At 49.5% G+C, this 17,781-nt stretch carries 13 protein-coding genes; 11 read left to right on the forward strand and 2 right to left on the reverse strand.

From position 1 onward, the window contains the following. Positions 1–77 precede the first annotated feature (77 nt). The 11 genes from JNUCC32_RS10065 (at position 78) to JNUCC32_RS10110 (ending at position 15,212) form a co-directional block, all read left to right on the forward strand. A complete protein-coding gene (locus JNUCC32_RS10065; RefSeq protein WP_192571881.1) occupies positions 78–1,235 on the forward strand; it encodes a Gfo/Idh/MocA family protein in 1,158 nt (385 codons plus the stop codon). 67 nt (positions 1,236–1,302) lie between these two features. Next, the gene (locus JNUCC32_RS10070) at positions 1,303–2,472 is read left to right on the forward strand and encodes a dihydrodipicolinate synthase family protein (protein ID WP_192571882.1); all 1,170 of its coding nucleotides are present in this window, start codon (positions 1,303–1,305) and stop codon (positions 2,470–2,472) included. Between the two features lie 38 nt (positions 2,473–2,510). Continuing rightward, positions 2,511–3,332, forward strand: coding sequence for a sugar phosphate isomerase/epimerase family protein (locus JNUCC32_RS10075; protein WP_192571883.1), 822 nt, complete (start codon positions 2,511–2,513; stop codon positions 3,330–3,332). Between the two features lie 76 nt (positions 3,333–3,408). Beyond that, positions 3,409–4,650: a Gfo/Idh/MocA family protein gene (locus tag JNUCC32_RS10080; RefSeq protein WP_192571884.1), complete on the forward strand. Its 1,242-nt coding sequence runs from the start codon at positions 3,409–3,411 to the stop codon at positions 4,648–4,650. A gap of 270 nt (positions 4,651–4,920) precedes the next feature. Beyond that, on the forward strand, positions 4,921–5,871 hold the full coding sequence (locus JNUCC32_RS10085) for an ABC transporter permease (RefSeq protein ID WP_192571885.1): 951 nt from the start codon (positions 4,921–4,923) through the stop codon (positions 5,869–5,871). Next, positions 5,865–6,761 carry a carbohydrate ABC transporter permease gene (locus JNUCC32_RS10090; protein WP_192571886.1) on the forward strand — a complete coding sequence of 299 codons (897 nt, stop codon included), beginning with the start codon at positions 5,865–5,867 and terminating at the stop codon, positions 6,759–6,761. Before JNUCC32_RS10085 ends, JNUCC32_RS10090 begins: the two co-directional genes overlap by 7 nt. Positions 6,762–6,847: 86 nt before the next feature. After that, complete coding sequence (locus tag JNUCC32_RS10095; protein WP_192571887.1) at positions 6,848–8,449, forward strand: extracellular solute-binding protein; 1,602 nt, start codon at positions 6,848–6,850, stop codon at positions 8,447–8,449. A gap of 106 nt (positions 8,450–8,555) precedes the next feature. After that, entirely contained in the window at positions 8,556–9,998 is a 1,443-nt protein-coding gene (locus JNUCC32_RS10100) for a response regulator (RefSeq protein ID WP_192571888.1), read from the forward strand. Between the two features lie 266 nt (positions 9,999–10,264). Beyond that, a complete protein-coding gene (locus JNUCC32_RS10105) occupies positions 10,265–11,848 on the forward strand; it encodes a sensor histidine kinase (protein ID WP_228468922.1) in 1,584 nt (527 codons plus the stop codon). 228 nt (positions 11,849–12,076) lie between these two features. Next, the gene (locus tag JNUCC32_RS31570) at positions 12,077–12,232 is read left to right on the forward strand and encodes a hypothetical protein (protein WP_228468923.1); all 156 of its coding nucleotides are present in this window, start codon (positions 12,077–12,079) and stop codon (positions 12,230–12,232) included. 34 nt (positions 12,233–12,266) lie between these two features. Then, complete coding sequence (locus JNUCC32_RS10110) at positions 12,267–15,212, forward strand: family 43 glycosylhydrolase (protein WP_228468924.1); 2,946 nt, start codon at positions 12,267–12,269, stop codon at positions 15,210–15,212. Positions 15,213–15,768: 556 nt separating this feature from the next. On the opposite strand, the gene JNUCC32_RS10115 is transcribed toward JNUCC32_RS10110, so the two are convergent. Continuing rightward, positions 15,769–16,905: an alpha/beta hydrolase gene (locus tag JNUCC32_RS10115; protein ID WP_192571890.1), complete on the reverse strand. Its 1,137-nt coding sequence runs from the start codon at positions 16,903–16,905 to the stop codon at positions 15,769–15,771. A 111-nt stretch (positions 16,906–17,016) separates the two neighbouring features. Then, positions 17,017–17,676, reverse strand: a complete 660-nt coding sequence (locus tag JNUCC32_RS10120) for a TetR/AcrR family transcriptional regulator (RefSeq protein ID WP_192571891.1) — start codon at positions 17,674–17,676, stop codon at positions 17,017–17,019. Between the last annotated feature and the right edge of the window lie 105 nt (positions 17,677–17,781).

Genomic DNA, 17,781 nt, shown 5'->3' on the forward strand with positions numbered 1-17,781 from the left:
CGTGTTCCCGTAATCGTAAGAAAAGCGGTTTCTCATCGACTACAATACGGTTATACGAAGCGAAGGGAGCGATGAATGTGGCAGTTCGCAACATCGGCATTATTATGAACGGCGTTACCGGACGGATGGGAACCAACCAGCATTTGATCCGTTCGATTCTTGCGATTCGCAAGCAAGGGGGCGTTGCGCTACCGAGCGGAGACGTCATCATGCCCGACCCGATTCTGATCGGCCGGCAGGAGAGCAAGCTGCAGGCGCTGGCCGCCGCCCACAGCGTCGAACGTTGGAGTACCGATCTTGAAGTTTGCCTCGCCGATCCGTACTACGAAATTTATTTCGACAGCCAGACGACGGTGCGCCGCGCCGAAAGCATCAAGCAGGCGATCGCCGCGGGAAAGCATATTTATTGCGAGAAGCCGACGGCCGTCGATTTGGAAGGGGCGCTTGAACTGGCTCGCATCGCCGCTGAGGCCGGAGTGAGAAACGGTGTCGTGCAAGACAAGCTATTTTTGCCAGGATTGCTCAAGCTGAAACGCTTAAACGACTCTGGCTTCTTCGGGCGTATCCTGTCCGTGCGATTGGAGTTCGGCTATTGGGTATTCGAGGGCGACTGGCAGCAGGGTCAGCGGCCATCGTGGAACTACCGCAAGGAAGACGGCGGCGGTATTATCGTCGACATGTTTGCACACTGGCGATATGTTCTCGAGAATTTGTTCGGGGAAGTGAAGGCTGTCTCCTGTCTTGCCGCTACGCATATTCCGAAACGTCTGGATGAGCAGGGCGTTCCGTACGAATGCACGGCGGACGATGCGGCGTACGCCATATTTGAGCTGGAAGGCGGCATTATCGTGCAGGCCAACTCGTCCTGGGCGGTGCGGGTAGACCGCGACGATCTGCTCACGGTTACGGTCGACGGCACCGAAGGCAGCGCCGTGGCGGGTTTGCGGAACTGCAAGACGCAGCATCGGGTCAACACGCCGAAGCCGGTATGGAATCCGGACATTCCGAACCCGTTCCAGTTCCGTGACCAATGGGTGGAGGTGCCGGATAACGCGTCATACGACAACGCGTTCAAGGTGCAATGGGAACTCTTCTTGAAGCATGTCGTCATCGGCACGCCGTTTCCGTGGGATTTGCTCGAAGGCGCGAAGGGCACCCAGCTTGCCGATCTCAGCTTGCAGTCGTGGCTGGAACGCCGCTGGATCGACGTGCCGAAGCTGAGCCTGGAAAAATAAATACTAAAAAAATCGGCTTTTCAGCACCGGCCGATTTTTTAATTACCTCTTAAGGAGGGGAATACAGATGGCCAAGTCGTTGCTCCTCCCCCGCGCAGGGGGAGCGTTGTATGAATATACTCCGGGCAAAGCAGGCTCGTTCTCCGTGCCGGCCAAGCCGTTTACGGGCCGCATCGCCTTCTCGGCCGCCCATGTCGTCTGCGATCCGTTTGCGGACGCAGATCCGCTGCATCATTCGCAGATTGATTGGAACTCGACGCTCGCCTACCGGCACCATTTATGGTCGCTCGGTCTGGCCGTGGCGGAAGCGATGGATACCGCGCAGCGCGGCATGGGCCTCGACTGGAACCGCTCGAAGGAGCTTATCCGCGCTTCGATCGCGGAAGCGCGCTCAGTCGGTGGCAAAATCGCCTGCGGCGCGGGAACCGACCATCTGTTTCCGGGACCGTCGGTCACGATCGCCGACGTGGAAGCCGCCTATGAAGAGCAAGTCGGCTTCATCGAAGGCGAGGGCGGTCAAGTCATTCTGATGGCGAGCCGAGCGCTTGCCGCCTGCGCGAAAGCGCCCGAAGACTACGAGAGGGTGTATGGGCGCATTTTGGGACAGGTGAAACAGCCGGTCATCCTGCATTGGCTTGGTGATATGTTTGATCCCGCTCTGGCCGGCTATTGGGGATGCAAGGACGATCTGGACGAGGCGATGGACGTTTGTTTGCGCGTCATTCGGGCAAACGCGGACAAGGTCGACGGGATTAAAATCTCGCTGCTCGATGCCGGTAAAGAAATCAAGATGCGCCGGCTGCTGCCGGAAGGCGTCAAGATGTACACCGGCGACGACTTCAGCTACCCGGAACTGATCAAGGGTGATGGGCAGGGCTACAGCCATGCGCTGCTCGGCATATTCGACGCGATCGCGCCGGCCGCCGCCCAAGCGCTTCATGCGCTTGACGCAGGCGATCTGGTCAGTTATGAGGCGATTATGGAGCCTACAGTTGCCTTGTCGCGTCATATTTTCCAGAAGCCGACGTACGCCTACAAGACGGGAATTGTGTTCATGGCCTACTTAAACGGCCACCAACAGCATTTCCGCATGATCGGGGGAGCGGAGGGATCGCGCTCGATCGTCCATTTGGCCCAGTTGTTCGTGCTTGCCGACAGGGCCGGGCTATTGGCCGATCCGGAGCTTGCCGCCGAACGGATGAAGCCTGTCTTGGCGCTGGCGGGTATTCGGCCGTAATCATTTATAGAAATGTTTGAAAGCAAGGAGGGATCAGCATGGAACCGCTTCGTTCCATAGACAGACTCAGCTTGAACCAGATTACGACCGATCGGCTGAATATGCGTGAGGCCGTGGAAGCATGCGTTCGAGCCGAAGTGCCTTGGATCGCGCTGTGGCGGCATAAAGTGGCCGAAACCGGCCTGGCCGAGAGCAAGCGGCTTGTGCGGGACGCGGGCCTGCGCATCTCCAGCCTGTGCCGTGGGGGTTATTTTCCGGCGGCCACCGCGCCTGCGCGCAAAGAGCGGATGGACGACAATCGCCGCGCTGTCGAGGAGGCGGCCGAGCTCGGCACCGATGTGCTCGTGCTCGTTTGCGGTCCGGCGCCAGACCGGGATATCGATTTCGCCCGCAAGACGGTCGAAGAAGCGATCGCGGAACTAGTGCCGTTCGCCCGCTCGCACGGAGTCAAGCTCGGCATCGAGCCTTTGCACCCGATGTACGCCGCTGAACGCTCCGTCATCAATACGCTGGCGCAAGCCAACACGCTCGCGGAGCAGCACGACCCGCAAGACGTCGGCGTCGTCGTCGATGCGTTCCACGTCTGGTGGGACCCGGAGCTGTACGCGCAAATTGAGCGGGCCAGGGGGCGTATACTCGGCTTCCACGTCTCCGATTGGATCGTGCCGGTACCCGACCTGCTGATGGGCAGAGGGATGATGGGGGACGGCGTTATCGAGTTGCGCCGGATGCGTCATGCCGTTGAAGCGGCCGGTTACGCGGGGGCGATCGAGGTGGAAATCTTCAACCGGCAGGTATGGGATATGCCGGGAGACGAGGCGCTCACGCTCATCAAGGAACGTTATTTGCAGCATGTATGAATTATAAATTTGCAGCTTTGGCGGGCCGGGAGAATCGTTCCCGGCTCGTCAAGGCATAGCTTTGGAGGGAAGGAATGTGAAGATTTGTCGCACCGCGCTGATCGGGATCGGGGGATTCGGCGCTGAACATGTGAAAGTCATGCAGAAGCTGGTCGAAGAGGGTAGCCTGCAGGTTGCTGCTTTTGCGGAGCCGAATGTCGGCGCTCATCAGGAGTCTTACGGCAAGCTGACCGCGCTTGGGGCCGTCCATTATATAGACTACGTGCAGATGCTCACGCTGCATTCGGATATCGATTTCGTCGTCATCGTCACGCCGATCTCCTCCCACAAGCCGATGTGCATCCAGGTGATGCGGATGGGCTTTCACGTGCTGGTGGAGAAGCCCCCGGCGGTAACGATTCAGGACTTGGACGAGATGATCGCGGTGCAGATGGAGACCGGGCGCTTGTGCCAGGTGAACTTCCAGAATACGTCGGGCCAGGCGTTCCGAACGCTGCTGGAAAGGATCGGCTCCGGTGTGCTCGGGCAGGTGGAGCAGGTGGTCGGCATTGGCATGTGGAAACGGCTTCGCTCTTACTACGATCGAACCCGCTGGGCCGGCAGACTGGTCAGCGACGGCCAGTATATGCTGGACGGGACGTTCAACAATCCGTTTGCTCATTTGCTGCACCATAGCTTGCTGGCGGCCGGAGGAGGCGCAGCAGACTTGTACCCGGAATCGGTGCAGGCCGAGCTTTACCACGTCAATGACATCGAGGGGGACGATGTCTCCTGTATTCGCGCCGTTATGGCTAACGGTGTGAGCGTTCATTTTTACGCCATGCTTTGTCACGAAGTAAGTGAAGTGCCTTCGATTGCCGTGTACGGAACGCGAGGGGAAGCGCATTGGAATTACCAGAACAAGCTGACCATTCGCGCACAGGACGCCGAAGAGGATTTGGCGTTTGGTCCGACCGATTTGATGTGCAGCATGTATCTGAACCTGATGGAAGCGATCGAAACCCCAGGGAAACCGCTCTTCTCGCCGCTCAAGGCAAGCCGAAGCTTCGTGCTGGTATCCAACGGCGCCTATGAGTCGGCTCGCGCCGTTCGTGCCATTCCCAGCCGATTCGTGACCGAGCGGGAGGATGGAGATTCCACGGTGCGCCTGCTGCCCAGCTTGTCCGAGAAGATGAGAGACGCGGCAGCGAAGCGGCAACTGTACAGTGAATATCCGCTTCCTTGGGCGACGCCGACCGGGCTGTTCCGGATGGAGGGCTACAACCGATTCGAGCTGCCTGCCACTATGCGCACAAATAACGGTAGACCGACCAATTAGAGGCGTTCCTTCAGGGCTCTTCTTTTTACAATGTCGAGGTTTAACCTAATGTATTTTTGGAGGCATGATACCTATTTAAATGAATCAGGACCAAGTGGTCTCTGGTTCTTTATTTTGTTTACCTGACTAATTCCTCACTCTACAGTTTACATACAACTACCTTTTTAAGTTATTACCAAATTGATTTAAGGGAGTACATTTTTTTATTTCATCCTGAAGGTAGAATGATAAACATGAGAGCTCTTTATTACAGTCGGAGGGATGGGAAAAATGAAAGCGGTTTTAGACAGCTCCCGAAAGTATGGCGCAACAAAAAGGAAAAAAAACTTTCTGTACTACATCAAAAGAGACGGTCTGTTATATTTTCTTTTGCTGCTGCCTATGGCCTATATCCTGATTTTCAAGTATGCTCCCATCTATGGCCTTGTGATGGCATTCCAAGATTACAACATTTTTGAAGGAATTGGAGGGAGCGAATGGGTAGGACTGGATGTGTTCCGTTTTATTTTTGAGCAGGACAGCTTCTACCGTGCATTAAAGAATACGCTGGTCCTGAATGTTCTGGACTTGATCGCAGGTTTTCCAGCGCCCATTCTTCTGGCGATTTTGCTCAATGAAGTAAGACAAGCAAAATTCAAGAAAATGACCCAGACCGTGTTGTATCTGCCCCATTTTTTGTCCTGGGTTATTATTGGCGGTATGGTCTATCTGATGTTTTCTAACGGCGGCATGATCAACAATTTCCTGTCGAGCTTTGGTTTGGAGAAGATCGAGTTTCTGTCGCAGAAAACACCTTGGTTGATTACTTATATTGCCGTTGGCGTATGGCAAAATATCGGATGGGGCACCATCATTTATTTGGCGGCCATAACCGGAATCAATAGGGAGTTGTATGAGGCCTCCGATATTGATGGCTGCAGCAGGCTTCGCAAAATGTGGCATATTACACTGCCTGGCATTAAGTCAACCATCAATATTTTGTTGATTCTCCAAATAGGAAGAATGGTTTCTATCGGATTTGACCGTCCCTTTGTGATGGGGAATTCACTGGTTAGCGATTACTCTGATGTTATCAGTACTTTCGTGTATAGAGTTGGTATTAGTTCGGGTGATTTCTCCCAGGCAACGGCGGTAGGATTGTTCCAATCCGTGGTCGGCCTGATCCTGCTGTTATCTGCAAACTTTGTTGCGAAAAAATTAGGCGAGGATGGGATATGGTGAGGGTGGCGAGCAATAAGCGCAAGATGAAAAAAATGACTGTAGCGGATATGGCCATCATTGTATTTATCGTGGCATTGTCCTTCACATGTATCGTACCGTTCCTGTACATGATTGCGCTTTCTTTCAGTTCCAACGAAGCGATTATTTCTCAAAAGGTAGGACTGTGGCCAGTAGACTTCACAGCAGAAACGTACAAAACCATATTGAGCGATATGGATATGCTGTATACGCTTGGATACAGTATTGTGCTTACGATATTCTACACTTTGGTATGCATGTTACTGACCATATGTGCAGCGTATCCGTTAACGAAGAAGCGGCTGAAGGGAAGAAACTTTATTTTGACGGCGTTGGTCTTCACCATGTATTTCAGCGGCGGTTTAATTCCCTCCTATATTCTGGTTAAAAACCTAGGCATGATGAATTCGGTTTGGAGCCTGGTATTGCCGGGGGCCATGAGCGTGTTTAATATGATCATCCTGAAAACCTTCTTCAGCAACCTTCCGGAGAGCTTGGAGGAATCGGCAGCCATTGACGGGTGTTCGGATCTGGGCATTCTCATCAAGATTGTGCTTCCCCTTTCGTTGCCATCGATCGCCACATTAAGCCTTTTCTATGCGGTGGACAGATGGAATGGATTCCAGGATGCGCTGTTCTACATCACGAAAAAAGAGCTCTACCCTATGCAGATGAAGCTATACCAGATCATTTCGGCCAATCAGCAGTTGGATAGCCAACAAGGAGGGGAAGGAAGTGTCGGCTCCTATATTGTCCCTGAGTCATTGAAAGCGGCAAGTGTCATGTTTACAACGATTCCGATTTTGCTGATCTATCCTAAACTGCAGAAGTATTTCGTGGATGGTGTGATGACTGGGGCTATCAAGGGGTGATGGGGAAACAGATTATGATGAAGGGAGGATCCCGGCCTCGCGGATGATTTAAGAGAATCAATTACCAGAACGAAAGGGTGGTTAAAGTGTATAAGGGCATAAAGAAGAAAGCAACAATTCTATTTAGCACAGTGCTTCTAGCCGTAGGAGTGGCAGGCTGTGGTGGTGCAGGCAATAACAATGGGGAGACGGTATCAAAAGGGGCCAACGCATCGGAAACGGGCTCCGGTTCCCCAGTAACCTTGACAGTGGAAGTGTTTGACAGAGGTATTCAGGGACAACCGGACTTGAACAACAACACGTGGACCAAATATGTCAATGAAAAATTCGGGAAGCCTAATAACGCCATTGTAAAATTTGTTCCTGTCCCCCGTTCCCAAGAAGTCGACAAGCTGAATGTTTTGATGGCTGCCAACGAGGCTCCTGATATTTCCTTCACCTACGACGGGAATACCGTAACCCGTTTCGCAAAAAGCGGTGGCCTCTATACACTGGATGAATTGTTGGAGAAGCATGGCCAGCAATTAAAGTCTTATCTGGGCGAGAACGTTCTTTCCTACGGGAAATATGAGGGCAAACAAATCTCGATACCAGGCAAGCGGACTCTGATCGCTTGGAACGGCATGTTTATCCGCAAGGATTGGCTGGATAAGCTGGGAATGCCTGTTCCTACGAATCGGGATGAATTATATAATACCCTCGTTGCTTTCCGTGACAAGAACCCGGGTAATGTGGATGGTGTCATTCCGTGGGCAACTGCGGCTTCCGGCATGAACTACACCTTTGGCAACCTGATTCCTTCGTTCTGGGGTCCGATGTCGGAGGAGGAATTCGTTACCACCACCAATTGGCTGAAGCCCGGCACCAAGGATGCGTATAAATGGCTGAACAAACTGTACAATGAAAAGCTGATCAGCCCCGACTTTGCGCTGGATAAAACAACCAAACAAGCGGATGCCGATGTGACCAATGGGAAGGTAGGCTTCTACGCTGCCAACTGGGATTATCCACTATCACAAAAAATTCGTGAACCACTGAAGCAAAATGCACCTGATGCCAACTATGTTGCTGTAGATACCTTCAAAAACGATGAGGGGAAATACCTGAAAGAGATGTACAACGAAAACGGGATTTTCTCCTTCATCCCGAAAAGCAGCAAGAATGCGGAGCTGGCCATAAAGTATCTGAACTGGATGGCTGATCCGGAGGTGATGTTCTTCCTTCAGTTTGGCGAAGAAGGCGTCAACCATAAGCTTGTAAACGGGATCCCGCAAGGGATTGCGCAAACCGGCGAAAATATGCAAACGAGCAATCTGAATATGGATTATACTCTAATTGTAAACGGTGCAGAGCTGGGCGATACCGAAAAGAATGTCCGAACGTACGCAGCAGCATTAGCAGCCGGAGATCAGAGCTATGAAAAACTGGCTGTCGATTCATACAAGATCAATACGACGGATGGTTATACAGGCTTTTATTACGGCGTCTCGAACGAAGCTAGTATCAAGTACGGCAAAACGTTGGGTGACATGAACAAACAGATGAGTGACAGGCTGGTCGTTGCCAAGCCGGCAGAGTTCGACGCCTTGTACGACAAGCTGGTGAAAGAATATATGGACGCCGGCGGTCAGGCTGTTCAGGATGAGAATATAAAGAATTATAGAGATATCAAAGCACAGAGCAAGTAATCCATGGCATAAGGATAAACCAGTCTGTGGTTTATCCTTATTTCGTTGCTGTTCCCGAATAATTTTGCAATTATTCGGGGGAATCCATATGTTCAGGAGGATACCCATGTACAAGGTCATGATTGTAGATGATGAGCCGTGGGCAATTAAAGGAATCCGCAACGCCTTCGATTGGGATAAATATGGATTTGAAATTATCGGACAATTTAAAAGCGCTTACACCGCATGGGATGCCATAAAAGCGAATGAACCCGATTTGGTATTTACGGATATCCGTATGCCCGAGATATCCGGACTGGATCTGATGAAGAGGGCCAAAGTAGAAGGGCTGGACATTGAGTTTGTCATCGTAAGCGGATATGCGGAATTTGAATATGCCCAGGAAGCGCTGCGCTATGGCGCGCTGGATTATTTCCTGAAACCTTTGGATATCGATAAGGCTGACCCCTTCATTGCGAAGCTGGCCGTGCACTTCTCCCGAAGAAGCACAGTGCGCAACCAACTTCTTCTGGATGCGCTGACCTCGGCGAATGAGGACGCGATCAAGAGCTTCCTACCGCTTCCCGATGATGCAGCTGTGTACTATTATCAGGTGTTGACCATCTATTTCGAGGGAGAAAATAAAAATATGAGGAACCTGCTTTCTTTGGAGGGAAAGCCTGTTCATGTTGTGGAAGTTGAAGCCGGAGCCCGAAAAATGCTAGTTGTCCTGATGACGGAGCATAGGGCTTGTCTGGAAGGACATTCGGATAAGCGGGTTTTGAATAAGACGGGCATCCATGTTATGGGCGTCAGCAGCATCTCGAATCAACTAAAGCACATGAGCAAGCTCATTAAAGAAGCTGACCTGTCCGCTTCCCAGGTTTTTCTTGAAGAAGCTGGGGGCGTCGTTCACTACGAGCCGAAGCTTCATCTGGTGAAGCCATGTATCGATGAAATCCACCACATCCTTCAGGGAAATCAATTTGACGATGTGGAAGCGTACATTAAAGGGCTGCAGGCATATTTCAGGGATCATCGTCTTGGCATGTCTGAGGTTGTCTACCTTTGGAATCAAGCCGTCGGGATCCTTATCAAAGCATATTCTGAGGAATTGAAGGATATGGAACTGGAATTCCTGAATTATTCCGAGATCAAGGAACGATTTGAACACTTTGAGTCGCTATGCAGCTTTTTACATGAGGTTCTCGACTCGATCAGGATAGGAAACAGCCGCTCTATGCAGGAAGGGGACATCCAGTCCTGCTTCAACAGGATGATCCATTATATCAACCATCATTTTGAGCAGAAATTGTATTTGAAGGATTTATCAGCCCAATTCTTTATTAACCAGGTGTATTGCTGTCAATTATTCAGAAAAAATCTGGGCAAAACCTTCTCAGAATATGTGTCGGAGCTGAGAATCAAGAAAGCCCGTGAGCTCCTGAAGCGGACGGATCTATCCATTGAAGAAGTGGCCATTCAGGCCGGGTATGTCGATTATTATTATTTCAATAAAGTGTTCAAGAAGCATTGCGGGATGACCCCCGCCAAATTCAGAAAAAGTTGATATGAACGGAGCGGCGGGCCATGAAGATCAGTAAACTGAAATTGAAGCATCAGATATGGCTTATCTTTTTTTTCTCCATCATCATTTTTACTGTCATGGAATTTTATTATTATTATAGTTTCTCTAATTTGACCCAAAAGAGAGCCGCCCATTACAGTAACCAGATGATAGAACAAACACGCCGCAAAATTGATTCTGCATTTAGTGATATCAGGGTTAGCACCAACATTGCGGTCAATAGCAGACGGGTTCAGGAATTTTCTGTAGTGGATGATGATTACCAAAGGGCGTTTAACAGCGGTCCAAATGCATTGGATCTCATGGAATATATGAGATCCTTTAATTCGTATGTAGACGGAATCGTAATTAATGATATTCGGGGAAGACGGCTTTACAGTTCGGCATCAGCAAGCGGAGATATTTTTTTTCTTAATCGTTACGATACCTTTATCCAGAAGTATAAGGAAGATCCTTCGCTGCGGGACAAGGGGATGTTCACCTCGATTCTAAAAGACGACAGAACAGGAACGGAACAGTTTTTTTATATAGCGCCGATTGTGGAGGCCATCGGGGGAATCTATTTCTCCCAAATTACGGGTTACTGTACCGTTTTGGTCAATATGGACAAAATGCAGGGGCTTGTAGAAAATACGGAATTAACGCCCAACTCTACCTTGTACATTCTGAATAGCCGGGATGAGGTGATTGCCTCCACCAATTCCAATGCCCGAGGTGCGTTATTCAGGGAAGTTCTGTCTATGGATAAGGGCATCCTGCTTAACGGGGTCAAAACAACGATCGATGGGGAAGATATTCTTGTCCAGGTTAAGGATTTGGAGCAGGCAAACGGGTGGCGGGTTGTGAGTATGATTCCAGTGCAAGAGCTTACTGCAGACATGAACCCTATACGGAAAGTCAGCATTATCGTGGGGATGGGGATGATTCTAAGCATGCTTATCATGGGCAGTTTCTTTATGAACAATCTGATGCGTCCGGTGATGGGACTTGTGCTGGATATGAAGAGAGTGGGGAGCCGGGACATGGGCTTCCGCATTAAAGTCCGGTCTACCAATGAAGTAGGCATGCTGGCATGCGACATTAACCGGGTCATCAATGAAAGGGAAGAGATGGCAAGCGATATGATCAATACCCAAGCCAGATTATATGAATCTGAGCTGAGTCAGAAACAGGCGGAGTTTGCTGCCCTGCAAAGCCAGATCAACCCCCACTTTCTCTATAATACGCTCAATTGCATCAGCAGCATCGGATTGGAATACGGAAGCAGGGAGATCGCGCAAATCGCGTCTTGCATGTCCAAAATATTCCGGTACAGTATAAAAAAAGATAATCTTGTACGGGTAGAGGATGAACTGGACTGTATTCAGGCTTATATGAACATTATCGCCATCCGGTACGAGAATAAATTTATCATCGAGATCGATGTGGACGAGGGACTCCTGGAGATGCAAACCCCCAAGATGATTCTCCAACCCATTGTGGAGAATGCGGTCTATCATGGGCTGGAGCGGATGGATCTAGGGGGCCGGCTTCAAGTTACCGGGAGCATAGATGCGCATGGGGACTTGTGCTTCCAAATCACGGATACCGGGAAGGGAATGGAGCCGGAGCAATTGGCTTCCCTTCAGGCTAAGCTGGGCATGGCATCCCCTGAACCTGCACCAGATGGCCAACCTGCTACAAGCATCGGACTTTCCAATATCCATAACAGGCTCCGGCTATTGTTTGGAGAGGATTACGGGATCGCCATACAAAGCCAACTCGGCCATGGGACGACCGTGACCGTGAGGATTCCAAAGCTGCTAAACAACCGCAAACCTTCGGAAGAGTAAGGTTATGTCGATAGCCGGACACACTCCCAACAATGTATTGTTTTTCTTCAGGACACATCCCTTCCATTGGGGATTGTGTCCTTTTTTTCTTCGAATTCCCGGCGATAATAATCAGACGTTGAGATGGTTAAGTATAATCCGAAGGTCAAGACACTTTTTCTAAAACGGTTACCAAAACCATTTAAGATAGTACATTTTTTAAATTTTCTCTGAAAGTAGAATGAAGACATGGCTGAAAAAATCAATGACAGGGGGATGGATGAGGTTGAAAGCGGTTTTATGGGATCGGAAAAGATTCAGGTATTTGCTGTTTTGTCTCGCAGTGCTGCTGATACTGCCACAATGGAACGGAGCGGCTATGGCGGCAGAGCAACCGCCAGATAGGGCGAATTTAGCATCCCGGCAGGAGGGAAAGGATGTGTCTGATTTCTACAATGTTATCATGCAAACAGGGGCCGATCCTTGGGTTTACAAGCATACGGACGGCTACTACTACAATGTCTTTGTCAATGCCAGCGGAATCATGATCCGCAGAACGAAGACCATTACCGGCATTGAGGCGGGCGAGAGAAGCCTTGCCTGGACACCGGTTAAGGGTACCATGTACAGTTCCAATGTTTGGGCGCCTGAAATGCACTATCTCAAAGATAACGACGGCCAATTCAAATGGTATATTTACTTCGCAGCCGACAACGGAACCAACGCAAACCACCGTATGTACGTGCTGGAGAACACCAGTGATAATCCGATGACGGGAACCTGGAAGTTCAAAGGGAAGATTACCGATTCCACCGATCGTTGGGCAATTGACGGCACTGTGCTGACTGTAAATGAGGATCGCTATTTTATTTGGTCCGGCTGGGAGGAAACTGACGGAAGCTTTCAAAATTTATATATTGCAAAAATGAGCGATCCGCGGACCATCAGTTCAGAACGGGTCCTGATTTCAACGCCTGAATATGACTGGGAAACTTCCCCGGGGAGGATCAATGAAGGCCCCGAGGTCACTATAAAGGGCGACACCATCAATCTGATCTATTCGGCCAACGGAAGCTGGACAGACAGTTACTCCCTCGGGTTGATCACGGCCAAGATTAGCGACAATTTAATGAACCCTGGCTCCTGGGTAAAGCGGGATAAGCCGATCTTTTCTAGCGCCAATGGTGTTTATGGCCCTGGCCACCATAGTATCGTCTCATCTCCTGATGGTGCGGAGAACTGGATCATTTACCATGCTGCCCGCTGGCCGGGGTCAGGCTGGACCCGCAAAGTCTACGCACAGAAATTCACTTGGAATGACGACAATACGCCGAACCTGGGAGCGCCGGTAGATCCGAACATACCGATTGCCATACCTTCCGGTGAGCCGATGCGGAAGCGCTATGAAGCGGAACATGCGTTGCTGGTGAAGGATCCGAATGGAGAAACTTTTCCGGCTGTCCTGCGGGAAAGCACCGCATCAGACGGGATGAAAATCGCGGGTATCAAGAACGCCAATGATTATGCACAGTTTACAGTAAATGTGCCGGAGGCGGGATTCTATAACCTGTCCGTGCGCAATGCCAACGGCTCCCCCAATGCGGCGGATGCCTCCCATATATTGTCGGTCAACGGCAGCTCCGGTGCCAAATTGAACATCGTCTATTCTGGCCCGAATCGTTGGGGAGCCTCCACGGCGAAAGTCTTCCTTAAGGGAGGCGACAACATCATCCGCTTCTCGAAAGGGAGCAATCTGGCCGAAATCGACAGTATGGATCTATTTAAGCTGGATACATCGGAAATTTTATTTGAATTCCCGGGATTCACCCTGGGGTTGAACGAAACCCGCAGTTTGCCCCTGTATACGGTTACGGGCGCTACCTATACCGCAATCGATACAGGAGCTATCTTCAGTTCTTCCGACACAAAGGTAGCCATTATTGATGAAGGGAATCAGATTAAAGCTGTCGGGGCGGGCAGTACGACAATTACCGCGACATATCATGGGAAAACAACAACGGCCGCGGTAACCGTAGTCGCAGAGCCCAGATCGGTGCAGTCTCTTGACATGAGCGGATTGGACAGCGTCCTGACCAGCGGACAGCGAAGCCGTCCATTGCAGGTAACTGCTCTCTATAACAACTATGAAATGAAGAATGTGACAGCGGATACTCAGTATACCAGCAGCGATCCTGGGGTGGCCCGGATTGATACTGTCTCGGTCACCCCATCGGTATACGCAGATAAACCGGGTACAGCTCTTATTACAGCCGAATACAACGGCAGCAAAACGGCAATCCAATTGACGGTAATCGAGGCTTCTGATGCAGTTCAGGTGGTTTCCGAAGTGAAGACTCCTTCCGGAGTGACTCCTGATCCGCCAAGCGTTGTGGATGTTGTATACAATAGCGAGTCGATGACGGTGGAAGTTGTCAGCTGGAAGCCAGAGGGGATGGACTTCAGCTCTCTTGGTACGGTTCAGGTGCCAGTCATTCTGAAGGTGGATGGCCGAGATATTCCTTCCACTGTACCCGTAGAAGTTGTTGCAGGATGGGGCCTTGATGACATTGTGAATCAGCTCCGCAATAGACTGGCGAATTTCTCTTATCCGTTGGGCACGGGGTTAGGCAACTATAGCCAATCCAAGTATGACGCTTTTGTGGCCGAGGTGGATAAAGCAGAAGAGATGGCCTCCAACCCGGATCTGAGCAAAGAGCAGTTTGACGGGCAGCTGGATAATCTCGCTCAAGCGGAAGAGGCTCTGTTAGCTTCACTTAACCTCGTACAGGATGGCGTTGTCTATAAAGCTTACCGGGATTTCTCCGGCGATACGGTAGGCAAATACCCTTACGGTATCACCACCGAAGATCTGACCAATGGAGCTACCGCAACGGTAAAGGAAGAGGACGGGAATAAATTTCTTCGACTGACCACGACCGCTACCTCGGGCAAGGCAAACCTGTTCCTGCCATATACAGGCGAGGTAAAGGCTGGGGCGGATCAGCGCATCGTCATCGAATACCGCGCCAGATTAAACAGCAGCTTCCCATACGCGAATGGCGCCATGATGAGAAACGACAGCGGTACCGGCAATTATTCGATGGTCACTGCTTTTGATACCGGTAAGTTTATTGTACAGAACGGCGGATCCAAGAAAGCAGTCCAAAACGTGTCCTACAATACATGGTACAAAATCAAAATGGTGTCCAACTGGGATAACAAGACCTACACCGTCTACCTCGACGATGTTCCGGTAGCTACGGATTACAATTTCCGCCATACAGGCGGTGACAAGCTGATCGGACAACTGTTTGGGATTGACGGATACGCCAATGCCTCCATCGATTTTGATGATTTCAAAGCTATGGTCATAGGAGGACCATAGGCTGCGCCAGAGGGTCTTGGGAAAGTCGATGAAACAGCGGCTGGCGCCAATGATGGACGCATCACCGGGGTGAATGATTCCGTGGAATGGTCTTCAGATCATAGGGTCGCCTGATTAAATGTAGAAGGTGATACACTTGCCAATCTGCCGCCCGGAACGTACTGGGTTGGATACCGCGAAACGGATACACATAAAGCAAGTCCTTATGTGGAGTTCACTATTATGGCTTTTAATCAATCGATTCCTGTCACCGGTGTGAACCTGAACCAATCCAGTCCACCGGAAGAAAGGTAAATGTTTTAGTTGTCATGGATACACAAAAATAAATATAATGCAAAGGAGAAGCTTTGGCTTGTAATCTCAATGTCTGTTAGAGTTCAGCCTATTACTAACATCTTCAAGTGTGTTCTTCAACGCTGAAAACACCGCTTACCATCTCAAGTTGAAAACAATCCCTGAAATATGAGAGAGCCGATAACCGCGTAATAGGGTTATCGGCTCTCTGTCTGTACAACTAGCTCTTTGACATGCGTTTATCAGCAACCGCTTGGTTATGTCACTTGTTGCTGGTCTTCTTGATCAAGTCCACGCCATCGTATGCCAGACTTTCCACACTTGCGGCCTTCTGCAGTATGTAATGATCAAAAAAGTTCTTGGTATAGTCTGTAACAAGATTTCGCATCTCCACAGCATCCCGTTCGCCTCTGAGTTCCTCATTAACACTGGTAAACACGATGTCGCAGTAATCTAAATGCGCAACACGATCAACAGAGAAATAATAGGTTTCCATGCTATTGTTAGCGCCAATTATCGCATTCATGTTATAGTTAGGTTCGCAAAACAGTAGCAAGAAGGGTTTCTTTAGGTCGCTGCCCTGAAGGCCGAACGCGCCGCTATCCAAGCCAATCCCGCAGGCGAACCGGTCGTCGTCCCGGCAAACCATCGCCGTCGTAGGCCCTCCATAAGAATGTCCGACTATGCCCATGCCGAAGTCAAGCAACAATCTTCCCTTAAAGATGGAATTCAGCTCTCCAGAGTCCAGTTTATAAAGATAATCGGCTACATACCTTACATCTTCTGCCTGTAATTCGCTATACTCTGTTAACTTGGCAAGTATCGGCAGTGTAAGCACGTTTTGGCACATCTCAATGGCTGTTTCATCGTCAGGCCGCATCTCCATCTTACCAGCCAACGCCACCATCTCCGGATCTTCAGAAAACGCCATAATGACATCCGAAAAATCCTTTGATACATTAAACAGGCGCCCATCTTTACGCTTATACATCGTGCTATTCTGATGCCCGATGCTTACCACAACATATCCCATGCTTGCCAAGTCAGTACAGATCACGGTACCCCATTCTGGAGAACCGCCCCCGCCGCAGACATAGAATAATACCGGATAGCGCTTTTCCTTCCAGGAGAGAGCAAGATCGTCGTAACACTGGGTCTTGATATCTATAGAGTAAGCATCCTTCAACGGAGCGAGAAGTGGCTGCTCATCAAGCATTTCGTAGACTTCAGGAAACATGTACGTTGATGTAGTCTTACCTTCGCTACTGTCGGACGGATAGTACACAAACGCAGTCAGTTCTCTTATTGAATGATCTGATGCCGTATACTCAAAATCCATCTGGGTTCGACCGACAGCATAGCTGCCGATTGGTTCTGGAAATGCGTCAAAAGTTTTCATTTTCTTGTTCCCCCCTAATACTAAAAGTGGCGAATGTGAAATACATACATTGCGCTATAAGCGCTTTTCAAAACTGTGAAACGATTACATCCAATCCTCGGTGAATCATATCTACTCCTTGGCTTTCTTGAGATCGCGAACCATTTCAGCATATTTATGATCTTCAAGCAGCCCATGACTCATAAAGTCAGTAAAATACTTGCTAATCTTATGTTGCAGCGTAGAGTCCTTAATATTGAATTCCCTAAAAAACATGACTAAATTAAACTGCATCGACTCAAACATAAAAGAAATAAGGTCGTCGTCAATATCAGGTCGGAGATATCCATCAACTCTCATTCGGCGTAAAATGTCCTTGATTAAGGGGAATGACTCGCCCTTCAGCACATTCAGATATATTTTAAGCAAAATGTTCTCAGGAATGTTTAAAAGTGTTTCAGTGAGTTTGATTTCCAACTCATTCAGCGGCTCGGTCACAATGCCATTAACGCTACCAAATAAGCCAGTAAGGAAAAACTGGAGGAGGGAATCTTCATTACTGTTATTAAAATACGCAGCTCTTTTCTGGGTCACATTACGTATTAAGAGACAATATAAGTCATCTTTGTCTTCAAAATACCGATAAAATGTTCCGGGGTGCATGGACAAACTATCCAAAACCATCTTCATAGTTATATCCTCGTAAAGATGATCAACAAAAAGATGCATAGCGCTTTTAGATATTTCCTCGCGCCTTGCTTCATCTAAACGAAAGAAAGTACTTTTTGGCATAGATTACTCCTTTATGTGAGGCGTGAATTGATTCACACTATAACGGTATTTAATTCACATGTCAAGCAGTGTTGAAATATTAAAATCATAATAAAAGATTTATAT

Source organism: Paenibacillus sp. JNUCC32 (assembly GCF_014863545.1).
Lineage (GTDB): Bacteria > Bacillota > Bacilli > Paenibacillales > Paenibacillaceae > Paenibacillus_AQ > Paenibacillus_AQ lautus_A.

Coding starts and splice junctions, on each gene's coding strand:
- JNUCC32_RS10120 (WP_192571891.1), bottom strand. CDS start 17,676: ATGCCAAAAAGTACTTTCTTTCGTTTAGATGAAGCAAGGCGCGAGGAA.
- JNUCC32_RS10070 (WP_192571882.1), top strand. CDS start 1,303: ATGGCCAAGTCGTTGCTCCTCCCCCGCGCAGGGGGAGCGTTGTATGAA.
- JNUCC32_RS31570 (WP_228468923.1), top strand. CDS start 12,077: ATGGCTGAAAAAATCAATGACAGGGGGATGGATGAGGTTGAAAGCGGT.
- JNUCC32_RS10090 (WP_192571886.1), top strand. CDS start 5,865: ATGGTGAGGGTGGCGAGCAATAAGCGCAAGATGAAAAAAATGACTGTA.
- JNUCC32_RS10115 (WP_192571890.1), bottom strand. CDS start 16,905: ATGAAAACTTTTGACGCATTTCCAGAACCAATCGGCAGCTATGCTGTC.
- JNUCC32_RS10075 (WP_192571883.1), top strand. CDS start 2,511: ATGGAACCGCTTCGTTCCATAGACAGACTCAGCTTGAACCAGATTACG.
- JNUCC32_RS10100 (WP_192571888.1), top strand. CDS start 8,556: ATGTACAAGGTCATGATTGTAGATGATGAGCCGTGGGCAATTAAAGGA.
- JNUCC32_RS10085 (WP_192571885.1), top strand. CDS start 4,921: ATGAAAGCGGTTTTAGACAGCTCCCGAAAGTATGGCGCAACAAAAAGG.